Annotated in this window: 16 protein-coding genes; 6 read left to right on the top strand and 10 right to left on the bottom strand. The window is 63.3% G+C overall.

Annotation, left to right across the window (positions count from 1 at the left end):
* Position 1: 1 nt before the first annotated feature.
* From ACP153_RS06030 to dusB, 5 genes are all read right to left on the bottom strand, one after another.
* Positions 2-1,417 carry a sigma-54-dependent transcriptional regulator gene (locus tag ACP153_RS06030; protein ID WP_424970082.1) on the bottom strand — a complete coding sequence of 472 codons (1,416 nt, stop codon included), beginning with the start codon at positions 1,415-1,417 and terminating at the stop codon, positions 2-4.
* The gene (locus ACP153_RS06025) at positions 1,414-3,666 is read right to left on the bottom strand and encodes an ATP-binding protein (RefSeq protein WP_424970081.1); all 2,253 of its coding nucleotides are present in this window, start codon (positions 3,664-3,666) and stop codon (positions 1,414-1,416) included. The genes ACP153_RS06030 and ACP153_RS06025 overlap by 4 nt, the downstream gene beginning before the upstream one ends.
* A 103-nt stretch (positions 3,667-3,769) precedes the next feature.
* On the bottom strand, positions 3,770-5,134 hold the full coding sequence (locus ACP153_RS06020; RefSeq protein WP_424970080.1) for a response regulator: 1,365 nt from the start codon (positions 5,132-5,134) through the stop codon (positions 3,770-3,772).
* Complete coding sequence (locus tag ACP153_RS06015) at positions 5,134-6,207, bottom strand: two-component system sensor histidine kinase NtrB (protein WP_424970079.1); 1,074 nt, start codon at positions 6,205-6,207, stop codon at positions 5,134-5,136. Before ACP153_RS06015 ends, ACP153_RS06020 begins: the two co-directional genes overlap by 1 nt.
* Complete coding sequence (dusB, locus tag ACP153_RS06010; RefSeq protein WP_424970078.1) at positions 6,204-7,205, bottom strand: tRNA dihydrouridine synthase DusB; 1,002 nt, start codon at positions 7,203-7,205, stop codon at positions 6,204-6,206. The genes ACP153_RS06015 and dusB overlap by 4 nt, the downstream gene beginning before the upstream one ends.
* Before the next feature lie 197 nt (positions 7,206-7,402).
* On the opposite strand from dusB, the gene ACP153_RS06005 reads away from it, so the two are divergent.
* The 3 genes from ACP153_RS06005 to ACP153_RS05995 are packed head-to-tail and all read left to right on the top strand — an operon-like array spanning position 7,403 to position 9,509.
* Positions 7,403-8,554 (top strand): bifunctional 2-C-methyl-D-erythritol 4-phosphate cytidylyltransferase/2-C-methyl-D-erythritol 2,4-cyclodiphosphate synthase, encoded by a 1,152-nt coding sequence (locus ACP153_RS06005; RefSeq protein WP_424970077.1) that lies wholly within the window; start codon positions 7,403-7,405, stop codon positions 8,552-8,554.
* The gene (locus ACP153_RS06000; protein ID WP_424970076.1) at positions 8,551-9,039 is read left to right on the top strand and encodes a phosphatidylglycerophosphatase A family protein; all 489 of its coding nucleotides are present in this window, start codon (positions 8,551-8,553) and stop codon (positions 9,037-9,039) included. The genes ACP153_RS06005 and ACP153_RS06000 overlap by 4 nt, the downstream gene beginning before the upstream one ends.
* Positions 9,036-9,509 (top strand): CinA family protein, encoded by a 474-nt coding sequence (locus ACP153_RS05995; protein ID WP_424970075.1) that lies wholly within the window; start codon positions 9,036-9,038, stop codon positions 9,507-9,509. The genes ACP153_RS06000 and ACP153_RS05995 overlap by 4 nt, the downstream gene beginning before the upstream one ends.
* Here ACP153_RS05995 and ACP153_RS05990 read toward each other — a convergent pair.
* Complete coding sequence (locus ACP153_RS05990; protein WP_424970074.1) at positions 9,497-9,955, bottom strand: type II toxin-antitoxin system RatA family toxin; 459 nt, start codon at positions 9,953-9,955, stop codon at positions 9,497-9,499. The two genes, ACP153_RS05995 and ACP153_RS05990, sit on opposite strands and share 13 nt — an antisense overlap.
* A gap of 78 nt (positions 9,956-10,033) precedes the next feature.
* Here ACP153_RS05990 and hpt point away from each other — a divergent pair, with 78 nt between their 5' ends.
* Both hpt and ACP153_RS05980 read left to right on the top strand, forming a co-directional pair.
* Positions 10,034-10,570: a hypoxanthine phosphoribosyltransferase gene (gene hpt, locus ACP153_RS05985; RefSeq protein WP_424970073.1), complete on the top strand. Its 537-nt coding sequence runs from the start codon at positions 10,034-10,036 to the stop codon at positions 10,568-10,570.
* 2 nt (positions 10,571-10,572) lie between these two features.
* Positions 10,573-10,746, top strand: coding sequence for a hypothetical protein (locus tag ACP153_RS05980; protein WP_424970072.1), 174 nt, complete (start codon positions 10,573-10,575; stop codon positions 10,744-10,746).
* Positions 10,747-10,749: 3 nt separating this feature from the next.
* Here the strand turns inward: ACP153_RS05980 and ACP153_RS05975 are convergent, their stop codons facing one another.
* The 3 genes from ACP153_RS05975 to ACP153_RS05965 form a co-directional block, all read right to left on the bottom strand.
* Positions 10,750-11,256 carry a hypothetical protein gene (locus tag ACP153_RS05975; protein ID WP_424970071.1) on the bottom strand — a complete coding sequence of 169 codons (507 nt, stop codon included), beginning with the start codon at positions 11,254-11,256 and terminating at the stop codon, positions 10,750-10,752.
* 129 nt (positions 11,257-11,385) lie between these two features.
* Positions 11,386-12,336 (bottom strand): lipoyl synthase, encoded by a 951-nt coding sequence (gene lipA / locus ACP153_RS05970; protein ID WP_424970070.1) that lies wholly within the window; start codon positions 12,334-12,336, stop codon positions 11,386-11,388.
* 217 nt (positions 12,337-12,553) lie between these two features.
* Entirely contained in the window at positions 12,554-13,645 is a 1,092-nt protein-coding gene (locus tag ACP153_RS05965; protein WP_424970069.1) for a DUF6456 domain-containing protein, read from the bottom strand.
* 112 nt (positions 13,646-13,757) lie between these two features.
* On the opposite strand from ACP153_RS05965, the gene ACP153_RS05960 reads away from it, so the two are divergent.
* A complete protein-coding gene (locus ACP153_RS05960) occupies positions 13,758-14,174 on the top strand; it encodes a DUF6477 family protein (protein WP_424970068.1) in 417 nt (138 codons plus the stop codon).
* A gap of 17 nt (positions 14,175-14,191) precedes the next feature.
* Here the strand turns inward: ACP153_RS05960 and ACP153_RS05955 are convergent, their stop codons facing one another.
* Positions 14,192-15,739, bottom strand: a complete 1,548-nt coding sequence (locus ACP153_RS05955; RefSeq protein ID WP_424970067.1) for a trimethylamine methyltransferase family protein — start codon at positions 15,737-15,739, stop codon at positions 14,192-14,194.
* Positions 15,740-15,795 lie beyond the last annotated feature (56 nt).

Here is a 15,795-nt window from a genome sequence, read left to right as displayed (position 1 = left end):
CTCAGACCTCGCTGCCGCTTTCCTGCGGCTCCACATGGGCGACGCGCGCGCCGGATTTGGTGCTGGTCACCACATTCAGCGACTTGAGCTTCCGGTGGAGCGCTGAGCGCTCCATCCCCACAAAGGCAGCCGTGCGCGAGATATTCCCGCCGAAACGGTTGATCTGCGTCATCAAGTATTCCCGCTCGAAGAGCTCCCGCGCCTCGCGTAGAGGAAGCGTTGCCAGTGTGCCGGAGACCACGCCGGTACCCCCCGGCTCCTCCGAGCCACCGGAGCTGGGCAGCTCGTCAGGCTCAATCGCGCCATCCGCATTGCCCAGGATCAGCACCCGCTCAATCACGTTCTTCAGCTGCCGCACATTGCCGGGCCAGATCATGGTCTGCAGCATCGCTTCGGCTTCGGTCCCCAGATCACGGTTCGGCAGGCCCTGGCTCTCGTTGAAATGGGCGATGAAGTGGCGGGCAAGCACCGGGATATCCTCGCGCCGTTCCCCCAGGGACGGCACAGCAATCGGCACCACGTTCAGCCGGTGATAGAGCTCCTGGCGGAACTGGCCCGAGCTGACGGCATCCTCAAGATTGGCGGTGGAGGAAGAAATCACCCGCAGATCGACCTTGATTTTCTGGTTCCCGCCGACCCGTTCGAATTGCTGATCCACCAGTACACGGAGGATCTTGGATTGGGTGCCCGCGGGCATGTCCGCGACCTCATCGAGAAAGATCACTCCGCCATCGGCCAGCTCCAAGAGGCCCTTCTCGATGGACTTGTCCGCCCCCTCGCGCCCGAAAAGCACATCCTCCATCCGGTCCGCCTCGATCGCGGCGGAATTCACGGTGATGAACGGCCCCGAAGCGCGGTTCGAATTGGCGTGGATATAGCGGGCGGCGACCTCCTTGCCGCTGCCCGAGGGCCCGGTCAGCATCACGCGCCCGTTCGAACGGGTGACCTTATCGAGCTGGCTGCGCAGGGTCTTCATCGCCGCGGAGCTTCCCAGAAGATCCGCCGCCACGGGCCCCTGACGTTTCAGCTCCGCATTCTCGCGGCGTAGCTTCGAGGTTTCCATCGCGCGCTTCACAACCAGCAGCAACTGGTCGATATTAAACGGCTTTTCGATGAAATCGTAAGCGCCCTGCTTGATGGCGGCGACAGCGATCTCGATATTGCCATGGCCCGAGATGATCACGATGGGGATCTCCGGGCGCTCGCGTTTGACCTTCACGAGGATGTCGATGCCATCCATGCTCGAGTCCTTGAGCCAGATATCGAGGATCATCAGCCCCGGTGGCTGGGCCTCGATCTGGGCCATGCAATCCTCGGCATTGCCGACCGTGCGCGTGGCGTAGCCCTCATCCTGCAGGATATCCGAGACCAATTCGCGGATGTCTTTCTCGTCGTCGATGATCAGTATGTCAGTCATGCTGTTTCGATCTTTTTATGGGTCGTGTCGGGGTTGGGTGTGTCGTCATCCGTGCCAGAGGGCGGCGGGTGACAGGGCAGCCGGATCAGCGCCTCCGCCCCCGGCGGATCGCCGGGGGCAAAGGGCGGCGCATTGATCAACTCGAGCGTGCCCTGATGTTCTTCGATGATCTTGCGCACGATCGGCAGGCCGAGGCCCGTGCCCTTGTCGCGCGTGGTCACATAAGGCTCAAAGAGCTTGGCCGGATTGTCAGGCAAGCCGATACCATTGTCGGCAATACGCAGCTCGGCTTCCCGGCCATAGGCCTGAAGCGAGACTCGAATTTCACCCGGACGCGCATCGCTGGAGTTGCCGGACAAACGGCTCTCAATCGCCTCACCGGCATTCTTCAAGAGGTTGGTGAGCGCCTGGGTCAGAAGCGTCGGGTCAAGCTCGGCCCGCACCGGATCACTGGAGATCTCGGTGACAAAGCGCGTGTCGGGTTGGGCCACCTGCTGCAACAGGACCGCGTCGCGGAGAAGATGGGCGAGATCGGTTTCGGCGGTCTCGGGCTCGGGCATGCGGGCAAATTTCGAGAACTCGTCCACAATCCGGCGCAGGTCATTGGTCTGGCGGATCACCACATCGCTGAGCTCTACCAGCGCGGGGCCGTCCTCCCCCAGCTTTGGGCCGAATTTGCGCTTCATCCGCTCCGCCGAAAGCTGGATCGGGGTCAGCGGGTTCTTGATCTCATGGGCGATCCGGCGGGCCACATCGCCCCAGGCCGCCATCCGCTGGGCCGAGGCGAGATCGGTCACATCGTCAAAGGCAATCACATAGCCCTCAAGCATGTCGTCGGTATTGGCGCGCCGCGCCATGCGCACCAGCAGGCTTTCGGAGCGGCCCTGACGGCTCAACATGATCTCCTGCTGGGTCACGTCCCGCGTGCCCAGTTGCAGCCGGTCAAAGAGCTCGGCAAATTCCGGAACGACCTGGCGTAGCTTGCGCCCGCTTGCGCTGTCATCCTCGAGGCCGAGCATGGTCGTGGCCGAACGGTTCATGAACTCCACTTGCCCATCGGGATCGAGACCGATCACCCCTGCCGTCACCGAGCCCAGCACGGAGTCAAACAGGCGGCGGCGGCTTTCGATCTGGCTGGTGTTCTCCAAAAGCGCGTCGCGCTGGCCCTTCAGCTGCCGGGTCATCTGATTGAAAAGCCGCCCTAGCATGGCGATCTCGTCATCCCCCGGCTGCTCGGGCACCTTCACGCTCAGATCTCCTGCCCCGACCCGTTGCGCTGCGCCCGCCAGACGCCCGACCGGTCGCGCCAGCCTCTCGGCGAACCAGAGCCCCAGCCAGATCGAGGCAATGATCAGGATCACCGCAAAGCCGATATAGAGCAGGCCGAAATCAAACAGCAGCTGCCCCCGGTCGCTTTCCAACTGGTTGAAAAGCTGCACGGTTTCCTGCGTGTCATCGAGCAGGGTCAGGATCTGTCCATCTACCTCGCGACTGACATAAAGGTAGCGATCCACATGGCGGCGCAGCTTGATCAGGGCGCGGAATTCGTTGTTTGGCCAGTCTTCGATGACATAGGGAATGCTGCTATCGGCCTGCGCCATCTGCTCTGGCGTTGGCTGTTCGAAATCAAAGAGATAGCTGCGCTCGCCCCGCACGCGGATCTCGCCGATGCTGTTGACGATATAGGCCTCGCGCAGCCCCCGTTGGACGCGCCCCTGCCCCTGTGCCAAGAGCTGGCGCAGGTCGCCATCGCTGAGGAAAACCCGCTCGACCCGGGCGCGGTCAAGGAACGCTGCGAGGGCCGAGGTGTCGATCTGCAGCTGAACGCGCTTTTCCTGCTCATAGGCCTCAGCCGCCGAGAGCGACGCGCCCAGAACCCGCTGCACCCGGTCGGAGAACCAGCCCTCAAGCCCGAAATTCACCGTGATCGTGGCAAAGACCGCCACGAGCACCGTGGGCACAAGGGCCACGATGGCGAAAACGCCCGTCAGGCGCAGGTGGAGCCGCGAGCCCGCCGAGCGCGCCCGCCGCGCGGCGATCATCCGCGCCACCCGCTGCAGCACAAGCGCCGCAAGGACCAGCACATAGACGAAATCGGCGAGGATCACGATCCGCAGGGAGGTGGCGTCCGCCCCCTGATCGAGCGGTCCCAGCACGAGGAAGGTCGCAATCGCCAGCACCGGTGCCAGGGCCACCATGCCAAAGGTGGTCCAGGTCTGCACCGCGCGGAGGGACACGTATTGCGCCATCCAACGACTTACATATCGCCCAGGGGCTGCTCGCACGTTTCCTCGATCCATGGGGCTTCGCCCCAAAGCGACCGTGCCTTGATTGACACGCTATGTTGCGCTTTTACATCAACTTGCGGCGGCGTGTCACCTGAATATCCAGATCCGTGATCTTCTTGCGCAAAGTATTGCGATTAATTCCGAGCAAAGAGGCACATTTTGCCTGATTTCCACCGGTTGCGTCGAGCGCGATCTCGATGAGCGGAGTCTCCACCTCGCGCAGAATCCGCTGATACAGGCCCGGGGGCGGCAAAACTCCGCCATGGAGGTCAAAGTACCGGCGCAGGTGTTTCTCGACCGATGCGCTCAGCTTATCGGCCTCACCGCCGCCCATAAGGGGTTCGATCGCGGGCTGGCTGCCGAGCACCAGCTCCACATCGCCGCGTCCGATCTCGTCTTCCTGCGCGGTGATCACCAGCCGCTTCATGGCGTTTTCCAACTGGCGCACATTGCCGGGCCAAGAATAGGCGCGGACCATGTCGCTGGCGGCGTCCGAGAGCCGTTTGAGGGGCTGTCCGTCCCGCTCCGCCCGGGACAAGAAATGGCTGGCCAGCAGCGGGATATCGTCCACCCGCTCGCGCAAGGACGGCACGTTGATTGTCACACCGCCCAGCCGGTAGAAGAGGTCCTGGCGGAAAATCCCACCCTCCATCTTCTGCATCAGGTCCTTCTGGCTGGTGGACATGATCCGCGGTGCGTTGTCCCCGAAGGTATCCAGCATGCGCACGATCCGGCCCTGGGCGTCGTCGTCGAGATCGCCCACCTCGTCAAAGAGAATCGATCCACCCCGCGCCCGCGCCACGAGGGTCGAAGGGCCATCGGCCCCGGCCAGATCCGCAGCCCCCGCCACCACGAAGGGCAGCGACCGACGGTCGGAGAAATCATGGATCGCCCGCGCGATCAGGCTTTTGCCCGTCCCGCTCTCGCCCGTGATCATCACCGGCAGATCCGTGTTCATCACCCGCGCCACCAGACGGTAGAGCGCCTGCATCTGCGGCGTGCGCCCCACAAGCGGCAGGTCTTCACTCGCGGTCTCGGACGTCATCTTGGGCGGGGGCGCGCGGCGCTTCACCTCGAGTGCCCGCGCCGCCCGCTTCATCAAATCCGGCAAATCAAACGGCTTCGGCAGGTAGTCATAGGCCTCGGCTTCAGCGGCCTGAATGGCGGTCATGATCGTGTTCTGCGCCGAGATCACGATGACCGGCAGACCGGGTCGCGCTTCGGTGATCTTGGGCAGCGTGTCGAGCCCATTGCCATCGGGCATCACCACATCGGAGATCACCAGATCCCCCTTCCCCTCTTCGACCCAGCGCATCAGCGTCATCAGGCTCGAGGTGGCGTGCACCTTGCACCCCGCGCGGGTCAGGGCCTGGGTCAGCACGGTGCGGATCGTGCGATCATCATCGGCGACAAGGACAGTTCCATCCATCAGGAGGTCTCCTCACTTCGGGGGGCGACAGGTAGGGAAATGCGGAACACGGTGCGGCCCGGGACACTGTCCACGGCGATCCAGCCATCGTGATCCGATATGATTTTTGACACCAGCGCGAGGCCAAGCCCCGTGCCATTCTCGCGACCGGAGACGAAGGGCTCGAACACATCGGCCTCGATATCCGGTGGCAGGCCCGGACCATCATCGATGATCTCGATCTGCAGGGGGACGGTTCCGCCGGTCCCGTCCTTGCGGCGCAGGCGCAGGGAGAGCTCATAGAAGGTGCGGATCCGGATCTTCCCCCCGGGTTTGCTGGCCTCGGCGGCGTTTTTCAGCAGGTTGAGAAAGACCTGCAGGAGTTGGTCCGCATCCGCATAGGTCGAGGGCAGCGAGGGATCGTATTCCTCGGTGATCGACACATGGGCGCCAAAACCCACCACGGCGGATTTGCGCGCGCGTTCCAAGACGTCGTGGATATTGACCGGCTTGCAGGCGGGTGGGCGCAGATTGCCGAACTGTTCCACCTGTTCCAGCAGCTTCACGATCCGGTGGCTTTCGGCCACGATCAGATCCGTCAGCTCGCGATCCTCGGCGCTGAGATTCATGCTCAGAAGCTGCGCAGCGCCTGTGATCCCGGCCAGCGGGTTCTTGATCTCATGGGCCAGCATTTCCGCCATGCCGATGGCCGACTTCGCCGCCGTCTTGGACTGAATCGAACGGCCCAGCCGCCCGGCTATCTCACGCGGCTCCAAAAGCAGAAGCACGAGGTTCGGATTGTCCACGAGCGGGCTGACCTGAATGTTGCACAGGACGGGCGGACGCTCCCCCGTACCCACATCCACATCATTGATGAAGAGCGGCGAGAGGTTCGTGCGCACCCGGGCGAACGCCTCCTCCAGCGGTGCATCCACCATCAGCTTGTCCCAGATCGGCATATCCAACAGGCTGCGCAGGGAGCCGTTCATGAAGTTCTCAGCCGCCGGGTTGAGATCAAGGATCTTGTTGTCGCCCGACAGGATCAGCGCCGGGATCGGCAGCGAAATCCAGAGCGCCTGGGTCCGATTGGTCATGCGGCCACCTGTGCGGGCGCAGCCTCGGTCAAGGCCGCAGGGATCAGGCGCAGGGCCTCCGCGGGCCGGGTCTCCGTCAGGAGCGCACGGCGCAGGGCCTTGGGCGTCTCAAGCCCATCGGCGCGCGCCTCCATATACCAGCCGAGATGTTTGCGCGCGGTCTTGAGCCCCAGATCGGTGCCGTAGAAGGACAGCATCGCCTCCAGATGGCGGGAAACCAGATCAATCATCCCCTGCCCCTCGGGCCGCTCTGGCGCGGCGGTGCCATAAAGCGCGGCGGAGATCTCGGCGAGCTTCCACGGCTGGCCCTGCGCCCCGCGCCCGACCATCAGGCCATCGGCGCCAGAGAGGGACTGCGCCGCACACGCGCTCTCGATATCAACGATATCGCCATTGGCGATGACCGGGATCGACACGGCCTCTTTGACAGCAGCAATCGCCGCCCAATCTGCAGATCCCTTGTAAAACTGGCAACGGGTCCGACCATGGATCGTGATCATGGCAATCCCGGCAGCCTCGGCCCGGCGTGCCAGTTCCGGCGCGTTGAGGCTGTCATCATCCCAGCCAAGGCGGGTTTTGAGGGTCACCGGCACATCAACCGCGGCAACCACGGCCTCGATCAAGGTCAGCGCATGGTCAAGATCACGCATGAGCGCCGAGCCCGAGGCACCGTTCACGACCTTCTTGGCCGGGCAGCCCATATTGATATCGATGACCTTGGCCCCTTGATCGGCGACGAAACGCGCCGCCTCGCCCATCCAATAGGCCTCACGCCCGGCGAGCTGCACAGAGGTGGCCTGTGCGCCGCAGCCCAGTTCCGCCCGCGCTCGGGAGCTTTCGTTGCCCTGCACCATCTCCTGGCTGGCCACCATTTCAGAAACCACGAGCCCGGCACCAAACTCCGCCACAATGGCGCGAAAGGGCAGATCAGTGATTCCCGCCATCGGTGCGAGGAGGACCGGGTGAGTCAACCGGCTTTCTGCCAAGATAACAGTCAAACGATTAATCCTTGTGCATGCCCTATTCCGGTAACTCGTTTAACGATTTCCCGCAACGTCCCCGGATTGTTCTTCTGGGCAAAAAACAGCGCCTGCTTAATTTTTACGCGGAAAACCTCCGAACTCCGCTTCAGGATTGCACCTTGTGGCGCAGCCACTTACCAAGTGGGCGAATTCCTAGGCGAGAAGAGCACGAATTGACGCCCGATGTTACGGCCATTCTTGTCGCGGCGGGGCGCGGCACACGCGCGGGAGACGGGATTGCGAAACAATGGCGCCCGCTCGCGCAGAAACGTGTGATCGACTGGACGCTGGCGGCGTTTGACGCGGTGCCCGAGATCGGAGCGCTGGTGGTTGTGCTGCATCCCGAGGATCTGGAGCTTGCAGACACCCTGAAGGCCGAGACCCCGATCCAGGTGGTGACCGGGGGCGCGGAGCGGGATCAATCGGTGTCTAATGCGCTGAACGCAATCGATAATCGCGACGAGTCTCTGGTTCTGATCCATGATGCGGCCCGCCCGCTCGTTTCGGCGGATCTGATCGCCCGCGTCATCGCGGCCGTGCGCGAGACCGGGGCTGCGGCCCCCGCCCTACCCGTGGTCGATGCGCTCTGGACCGGCGCCGAAGATCAGGTCACAGGCCTGCAGGATCGCACGGGGCTTTTTCGCGCCCAGACGCCCCAGGGGTTCCGCCTTGGACTCATTCGCGACGCCCATGCGGCCTATGCCGCCACCGCCGCCGATGATGTGGAGATCGCCCGCGCCGCAGGCCATGGGGTCACGATCGTTCCCGGCGATGAGACGAATTTCAAGATCACCTACCCGGAAGATTTCGCGCGCGCCGCGCGCCTGCTGGGGGAAAGGCAAGCAATGGATATACGGACAGGCAATGGCTATGACGTGCACCGGTTCGGGCCGGGGGATGCGGTCATCCTCTGCGGGGTGGAGATCCCCCATGATCGCAGCCTCATGGGCCATTCCGATGCGGATGTGGGCATGCATGCGGTGACCGATGCGATCTATGGCGCGCTGGGGGATGGCGATATTGGCCAGCATTTCCCGCCCAGCGATCCGCAATGGAAGGGCGCGGCCTCCGAGATCTTTCTCAAACACGCGGTCGCGCTGGCCGCTGAGCGGGGCTACACCATCACCCATATGGATTGCACACTGGTCTGCGAGCGCCCGAAGATCGGCCCGCATCATGCTGCGATGAAAGCGAAAATGGCCGAACTGATGGGCCTCTCTCCGGATCAGGTGAGCGTCAAGGCAACGACCTCCGAACGGCTCGGCTTCACCGGGCGGGAGGAAGGTATCGCCTCCCTCGCCACCGTCACGTTGTTGCGCCCATGAGCCGGATGATCGCAACCGTCTTCGGTGTGGGCCTGATGAAGCCCGCCCCGGGCACCTGGGGCTCCCTCGCCGCCCTGCCCCTGGCCTGGGCCATCCATACGCTGGGCGGCTTTCCAGCCCTCGCCATCGCCACTCTGGCCGTCTGTGGAATCGGCTGGTGGGCCACGGCGGAGGCGACCAAGGGCGCCGCGGATCACGACCCGTCCGAGATCGTGATCGACGAGGTGGCAGGCCAATGGATCGCGCTTTGGCCCGTCTCAGCCGGAGCCTGGCATGTGGGCGCAGAGATCTCGGCGCTCTGGCCCGGCTGGATCGCGGCCTTCGCCCTCTTCCGATTGTTCGACATCTGGAAACCTGGCCCCGTGGGTTTGGCCGACAAACGCCATGACGCAGCGGGCGTGATGCTCGACGATATCGTGGCGGGCGTGTTGGCCGCGATCTGCGTGGCGGTGCTCGCCTTTCTCGCCCATGTGGTCCTCATATGAGCGCGGCGGAGCTGATCACGCTCTGCACCGCGCGTGGCCTGACCGTCACCTGTGCTGAGAGCTGCACGGGCGGGATGGTTGCCGCCGCGATCACGGATATCGCCGGGTCCTCAGCGATGTTTGAGCGGGGGTTCGTGACCTATTCGAACCCAGCCAAAACCGAGATGCTGGGCGTGTCGCCTGCCAGACTCGACGCCCATGGCGCGGTCTCCGAAGAAGTTGCCGCCGAGATGACCACCGGCGCGCTGGCCGCAGCGGGCGCAAGCCTCGCGGTCGCCATCACCGGCATTGCCGGACCGGGCGGATCGGAGTTCAAACCGGAAGGGCGCGTCTGCTTCGGGATCATCGGGCCAAACACAGCGCTCCGGACTGAAACGGTGGAATTTGGTGCCTTGGGTCGTGCGCAAGTCCGGCAGGCCGCCCGGGACCACGCGCTTGGGCTGCTGCTGGCGGCGGCTCAGGCGGCCTGAGGGCCGTAAAGCGCATCGGCGCGCTTCTCGAAGGCCTTGACGATCCGCTGCATCGCCTCGTTGAAGACGACCCCAATCACGCCCTGCAGGACCTTGTTCTTGAACTCGAAATCCGTATGGAAGTCGACCTTGCAGCCGCCCCCCTCAAGGTCCGTGAAGGTCCAGCGCGACTGCATGTAGCGGAACGGCCCGTCGAGATATTCGGTATCGATCTGGTGCGCCTCGGGCACGAGACTCACGCGACTGCCGAACTTCTCGCGAAAGACTTTGAACGAGATCACCAGATCCGCCAGCATCTCGGAGCCCGTCCCGGTCTCGCGTACGGACCGGATCCGCGCCGCCGCGCACCAGGGTAGGAATTTCGGATAGGCCGCCACATCCGCCACAAGCGCGTACATCTGCGCAGCACTGTAGGGAAGATTGCGGGTTTCGGAATGCTGCGGCATGGCGATTGGCGAGACGCTCTTTTTCGTGGTGGTTCGCGCTGATTTCGGTGAATATGCGCCGGAAATCAAGGGGGCGGGATGAAGCACGACCATTATGTCATCGACAAGATGATCTCGGCCAAGGCCATTGCGGCCCGGGTAGAGGCACTTGCGCGGGAAATCGAGACCGCCTTTGCCGGCACGGATAAGCTGATTGTGATCGGCCTGCTGCGCGGCTCCTTCGTGTTCATCGCCGATATCGTGCGGGAACTGGACCTGCCGGTGGAGGTCGATTTCCTCGAAGCCTCCTCCTATGGCGACGGGATGGAAAGCTCGCGCGAGGTGCGGATCCTCAAGGATCTGCGGGGCGAAATAGCAGGGCGCGATGTGCTGGTGGTCGAGGATCTGGTGGATACGGGCTTCACGCTCTCCCATGTCAAACACCTGCTCGCCGCGCGCGAACCGCGTCGGATGGAGACGATCTGCTTGCTCGACAAACCCACGCGCCGCGAGGTGGATGTGCATGCGACCTGGATCGGGTTCGAGATCCCCGATGAGTTCGTTGTCGGCTACGGCATTGATTACGCGCAGAGAAACCGGAACCTGCCCTATATCGGAAAGGTCCGGATGCTGTGAATATGGGCTGGTTCCTGCGGATGGCCCGCTGGGTCCGGCACCCGCCCTCCATGGGACAGGTGAAGTTCGTTCTGGCCATCCTGGCGATCTGTGCGGCGATTTTCACCTATGAGCAGATCTTCGGCTGGCCCGAAGCCCTGACGCCTGACCGCACCCCACGGGTGCCCAAGTTATAGATCTCAGGGTTGGCGCGCCGCATTGGCCTGTGCCTGATGCTGAGCGGTGGCCTCCATCATCGGGACCCGTTTGCGCGCACCTCGCTGCGCGGTCAGGCCCAGCCAGCCAATCGCCATGCACCCCGCCACTGCCAGCACCAGGACGATGTCCTTGGCGAGCGCGGCCTGCGCGGCAAATGGCGTCGCCTCCGGCACGTCCTGCGTTGCGCCAAAGCTCATGATCAGGACGACAGACATGGCGAGGATCGCGAGGATTGCGCCGATCCCGCCCATCCCCGAGCGAATACGTGCGATCCGGTAAGGTGTGGTCGACGGCAAAAGGAACAATGCGCCCCCGGCCAACGCAAGACAGAGCAGGTAATAAGGCACCTGCTCCTGCCGCGGCACAAACAATCGATCCAGCTGCAGGATCACCGCGGTGAGATGAACGGCCCCGGCCAGGCACGCGAGACCGAAGACGCGGTAGAGCAGCCACAAAAAGCGCTGCATTGCCAAGGAGATATCCGCCATAGCTCACCTCATTTAACAGACCAACTGTCTGAACGAGGCTGTTTTGCCCGCCGAACTCGGCGAAACTATGGCATTTTAGCTAAATTTCTCGAAAACCCGGACGTAATTCGCCCGGGTCAGGGAAAGGCCTCAGAGGCTACCGAGCTTTTTCAGGCGGTTATCCCGAAGCCGCGCGAAGTCATCGCCCGCGTGATAGCTCGACCGGGTCAGCGGCGTGGCCGACACCATGAGGAAGCCTTTGCCATAGGCGGCTTTCTCATAGGCCTTGAACTCGTCCGGCGTCACGAACCGGTCCACAGCGTGGTGCTTCGGCGTCGGTTGCAGGTACTGACCAATGGTCAGGAAGTCCACATCCGCCGCGCGCATATCGTCCATCACCTGGGTGACGCCCAAACGATCCTCGCCCAGCCCGACCATGATGCCCGATTTGGTGAACATGCTGGGGTCCAGCTCCTTCACCCGCTGCAGCAAGCGCAGAGAGTGGAAGTACCGCGCCCCGGGACGCACCTCGGGGTAGAGCCCCGGCACAGTCTCAAGGTTGTGGTTGAAGACGTCCGGCTTGGCCGCAACGACGGTTTCCAGCGCGTCGGGACCGCATTTGATGAAGTCCGGCGTCAGAATCTCGATCGTGGTATGGGGGGAATGACGGCGCACGGCGCGGATGGTCATGGCGAAATGCTCCGCCCCGCCATCCTTTACATCATCCCGGTCCACGGAGGTGATCACCACGTGGTTCAACCCCAGCTTCTTGACCGCATCGGCCACGCGCCCGGGCTCGAATGCATCGAGCGCATCGGGCTTGCCCGTGGCCACGTTGCAGAAGGTGCAGCCGCGAGTGCAGATCTCGCCCATGATCATCATGGTGGCGTGACCCTGGCTCCAGCATTCGCCCACATTCGGGCAACCTGCTTCCTCGCAGACCGTCACCAGATTGTGGTTGCGCATGATCTCGCGGGTTTCGGTGTAGCCTTTCCCGCCCGGCGCCTTGACGCGGATCCAGTCGGGCTTGCGTGGCTGAGCATTGTCAGGGCGGTGCGCCTTTTCAGGATGGCGTTGCTCGGGCAGTTTCAGGTCACGCATGGGTCAGATCTCCTCTGGTCAAGATAAATAACCAGTTCTGCGCAAAAAGTAAGCGCGCATATTGCATAGCTGCCATGTTTGCGCGGATCTGTCTCAGCTTTTCGACCTCGGGCGCGGCCCCCACTGCCCCTTGCACAAAAAAACGCGCAGTGCCCCTGACCCGAGGCACTGCGCGCAAAAAAGGCAGGCCACCACACCCGCCTCGTTCCGGTCAGCGTCAGCCGATCAGGCCGCCGCCGGATCCATGAATACGTTTATAGTGCTCGGAAAGCCGCTGAAGAGCGATTCGCAGGACAATCTTACCTGAACGCGCCGACCAGCCCATGCGGCGTTCCGCGGTCTCCAGCCCTTCGAGATAGCAGCAGCAGCGCAGGACCACGTCACCGAGGCCTGGGCCAAGCTCCGCCAGCGCCTGATGAACACGGTCCTTGGCGTTCATCGAGCCGCCCCCGTGGTCACTGCCGGGCTGGAAGCTGGTGCGGTCGGTGCTGGTCAGGAACTTCTCCCAGTTCTGGGTGGTTCGCGGGCCCATCTGGGCCAGTTCGAAATCCTCGCGCAGACGCTCGCCCGCGCTCACCATGTCATCGGTCAGGAAGGGGCTGCCATCCTTGTCGCGACGCCGCGCGAGACTGAGCATGGGCGACTCGGCGAGGTTATAGCGCATGCGCGCGGTCTCACCGGTCTCGCCGGTGACGACCTGCTTGGTGCCCCATTCCCGGTGCTGTTCGGCAAAGGCCGCCACCTCCGGACTGTCGAGCCCGGTCTTGCGGCGGGCATCTTCAGAGAGGAGCCGCTTGAGCGCCAAACGCCCCGCATGGGTGATCTCGTACTGCGCAACCTTGCCCGCGCTCTTGCACTTGACCCAGTCTTGCAGAGCAAACGCCTGGGCGATGCCCCGCTCCACCACGGCGATCCGGCGCGGCACGCCGTCGGTCATGCGCAGCACTACGGCCTTTTCCATCTCCGGCGAGACGGCAAGCACCGCATCGCTTTCACACAGGCGACGCAGAATGCGGCGCGCCTCCCGTTCGATCTTGGCAGTTTCGGTCTTCAGCAAGGTCCGGGGGTGAGCGCTCATGTGAATCACATCCTGTGCTTCTGGTGAGGGGGCAAAGTGCTGGCGCAATGTGTCCAGCGCTTCGTCGATCAGGGGATCGTCGCGCTCGGTTTCAAGTTTCCGGATCTGGCGAAGCACGGTCGAGGCCGCACAGCCTGCCTCTCGCGCCACGGACCGAATGGAGAGCCCCAGTTCGGTATGGGCGAGATAGTGACGGGCATGATGGGGGACCCATTCGGGCAGGTCCGTCATACGGGGCGTGGCGGAGAATGCGCTGGTCAAACTGAGCCTCATCTTGCTTGCTGGACACAACCTAGGGTTGCGTTAGTTACCGGAATCTTAAAAACGGCGTGTTTGACGATTATTGTTTTTAAAAGATAAACAGATATTTACCCACCGAACGCAACGCAACGCGCTCACGCAACACAATCTCTGGTTGTGTTTTTGTGAAGAGGAAGCCACGCAAGGACCCTTCCTCATGACCGCTCTTTTTTCTGCTCTGACCACTCTCCGCCGCCCCCAGACCCTGATGCGGGCCGCCCGGTTCGGCCTGCGGGACTACAACCGCGATCGCGACCTCAAGCGTCTGATTAAAAACACGAAATCGGTTTCTCCGGCGAAAGCGCTCGGCGAATTGATGGCGATGGAGACACTTCTCGAAGAAACGCGCCAAGCCGGGCTCGCCGCGTATTCTGTCGCGCGCCATATCGAAGTGCTCGCCGCAATCATGGCGGAAACCCGGCTGTTGCCGGAGTTCACGCAGCTCGCAAAAGCGAGTTAAGAAAGTGTTGCCGGCGCTCAGATAAACGCGTCCGGCATCCCGCTCTTTTTACGTTCTATATATGTTCTCAATTCCGACTCGATTCCCGGGTCGAGTTGAGGCCGTTCATATCGCTCCAGAAGGTCCGCGACTCGCTGCGCAGCAAGGGTTTGCGTGTCCCGCGCCCCCTCCTCGGCCCAGGTCTCAAAGGCCTTGCAGTCAAACACCTCGGAGCGCCAGAATGCATCCTTGTAATTCGCCTGGGTATGGGCGCAGCCCAGGAAGTGCCCGCCCGGGCCCACCTCGCGCAGCGCATCCATGGCCTGCCCGTTTTCATCCGCCGCGGCCCCTGCGGCCATCTTGTGCAGGGTCCCGAGCTGATCCGCGTCCATGACGAATTTCTCGAAACTGGCCACCAGCCCGCCTTCGAGCCAGCCGCAGGCATGGAGCATGAAGTTCACGCCCCCCATGAGGCCCGCATTCAGGGAATTCGCCGTTTCATACCCGGCCTGCGCATCCGGCAGTTTCGAGCCGCAGAACCCGCCACCGGACCGGTAAGGCAGCCCCATGCGACGCGCCAGTTGCCCCGCCCCATAGGTAATTTGCGCGGCCTCCGGCGTCCCGAAGGTCGGAGCGCCGGAATTCATGTCGATGGACGTGACAAACGCCCCGAAAATCACCGGCGCGCCCGGTTTGACCAGCTGCGAATAGGCCACTCCGGCCAAAACCTCCGCCAGCACTTGGGTCAGCGTCCCCACAACCGAAACCGGCGCCATCGCCCCGCCCACGATGAAGGGTGAGATGATGCAGGCCTGCCCCGCGCGCGCATAGACCTCCAGCGCGCCCATCATCGTGGCATCAAAGGTCAGGGGCGAGTTGATGTTGATGAGCGAGGTCATCACCGGCCCCTGCGCCATGCGCTCGGCCCCAAACAGGATCTCGCACATCTCGACACTGTCCTGCGCCCGGCTGGGCTCGGTCACCGATCCCATGAAGGGTTTGTCGCTCAGCGTCATATGCGCATAGAGCATGTCCAGATGGCGCTTGTTCACCGGGACATCCGTGGGCTCGCAGACCGTGCCGCCGGAATGGTGCAGCCAGGGCGACATGTAGGCGAGTTTCACGAAGGTGTTGAAATCCGCCATGGTCGCATAGCGCCGACCCCCTGCCGCGTCGCGCACGAAGGGCGGACCGTAGACCGGGGCGAGCACCAGATTGTTGCCGCCGATCTCGACCGAGCGCTCCGGATTGCGCGCCTGCTGGACGAAGCGGCCGGGCGCTGTGGCACAGAGCTTGCGCGCCAGCCCTTTGGGAATATGCACACGCTCGCCGCGGACATCCGCCCCGGCCTCGCGCCAGAGAGCCAGCGCCTCGGGGTTGTCGAGGAAATTGACCCCGATCTCTTCAAGCACCGTCTCCGCATTGGCCTCGATGATCGCGAGGGTTTCCTCGCTATGCAGGTCATAATTCGGGATCTTGCGCTGGATCGTCGGCGCCACGTCGAACCGCACCGCGGTTCGCTCCGCCCGTCGCGCGGCTCCGCCGCCGCCTCGTCCTCGCCGCCGTACCGGTGTTGCCTCGGCCATATCGCCCCCCGTTCGCTTGCGTTGGTGCCCCACTCCTAAGACGGGATCCGCGCTCT

The sequence above is a fragment of the Dinoroseobacter sp. S76 genome, from assembly GCF_049801095.1.
GTDB lineage: Bacteria > Pseudomonadota > Alphaproteobacteria > Rhodobacterales > Rhodobacteraceae > Dinoroseobacter.
This window is presented reverse-complemented; position numbering and strand designations above follow the sequence as displayed.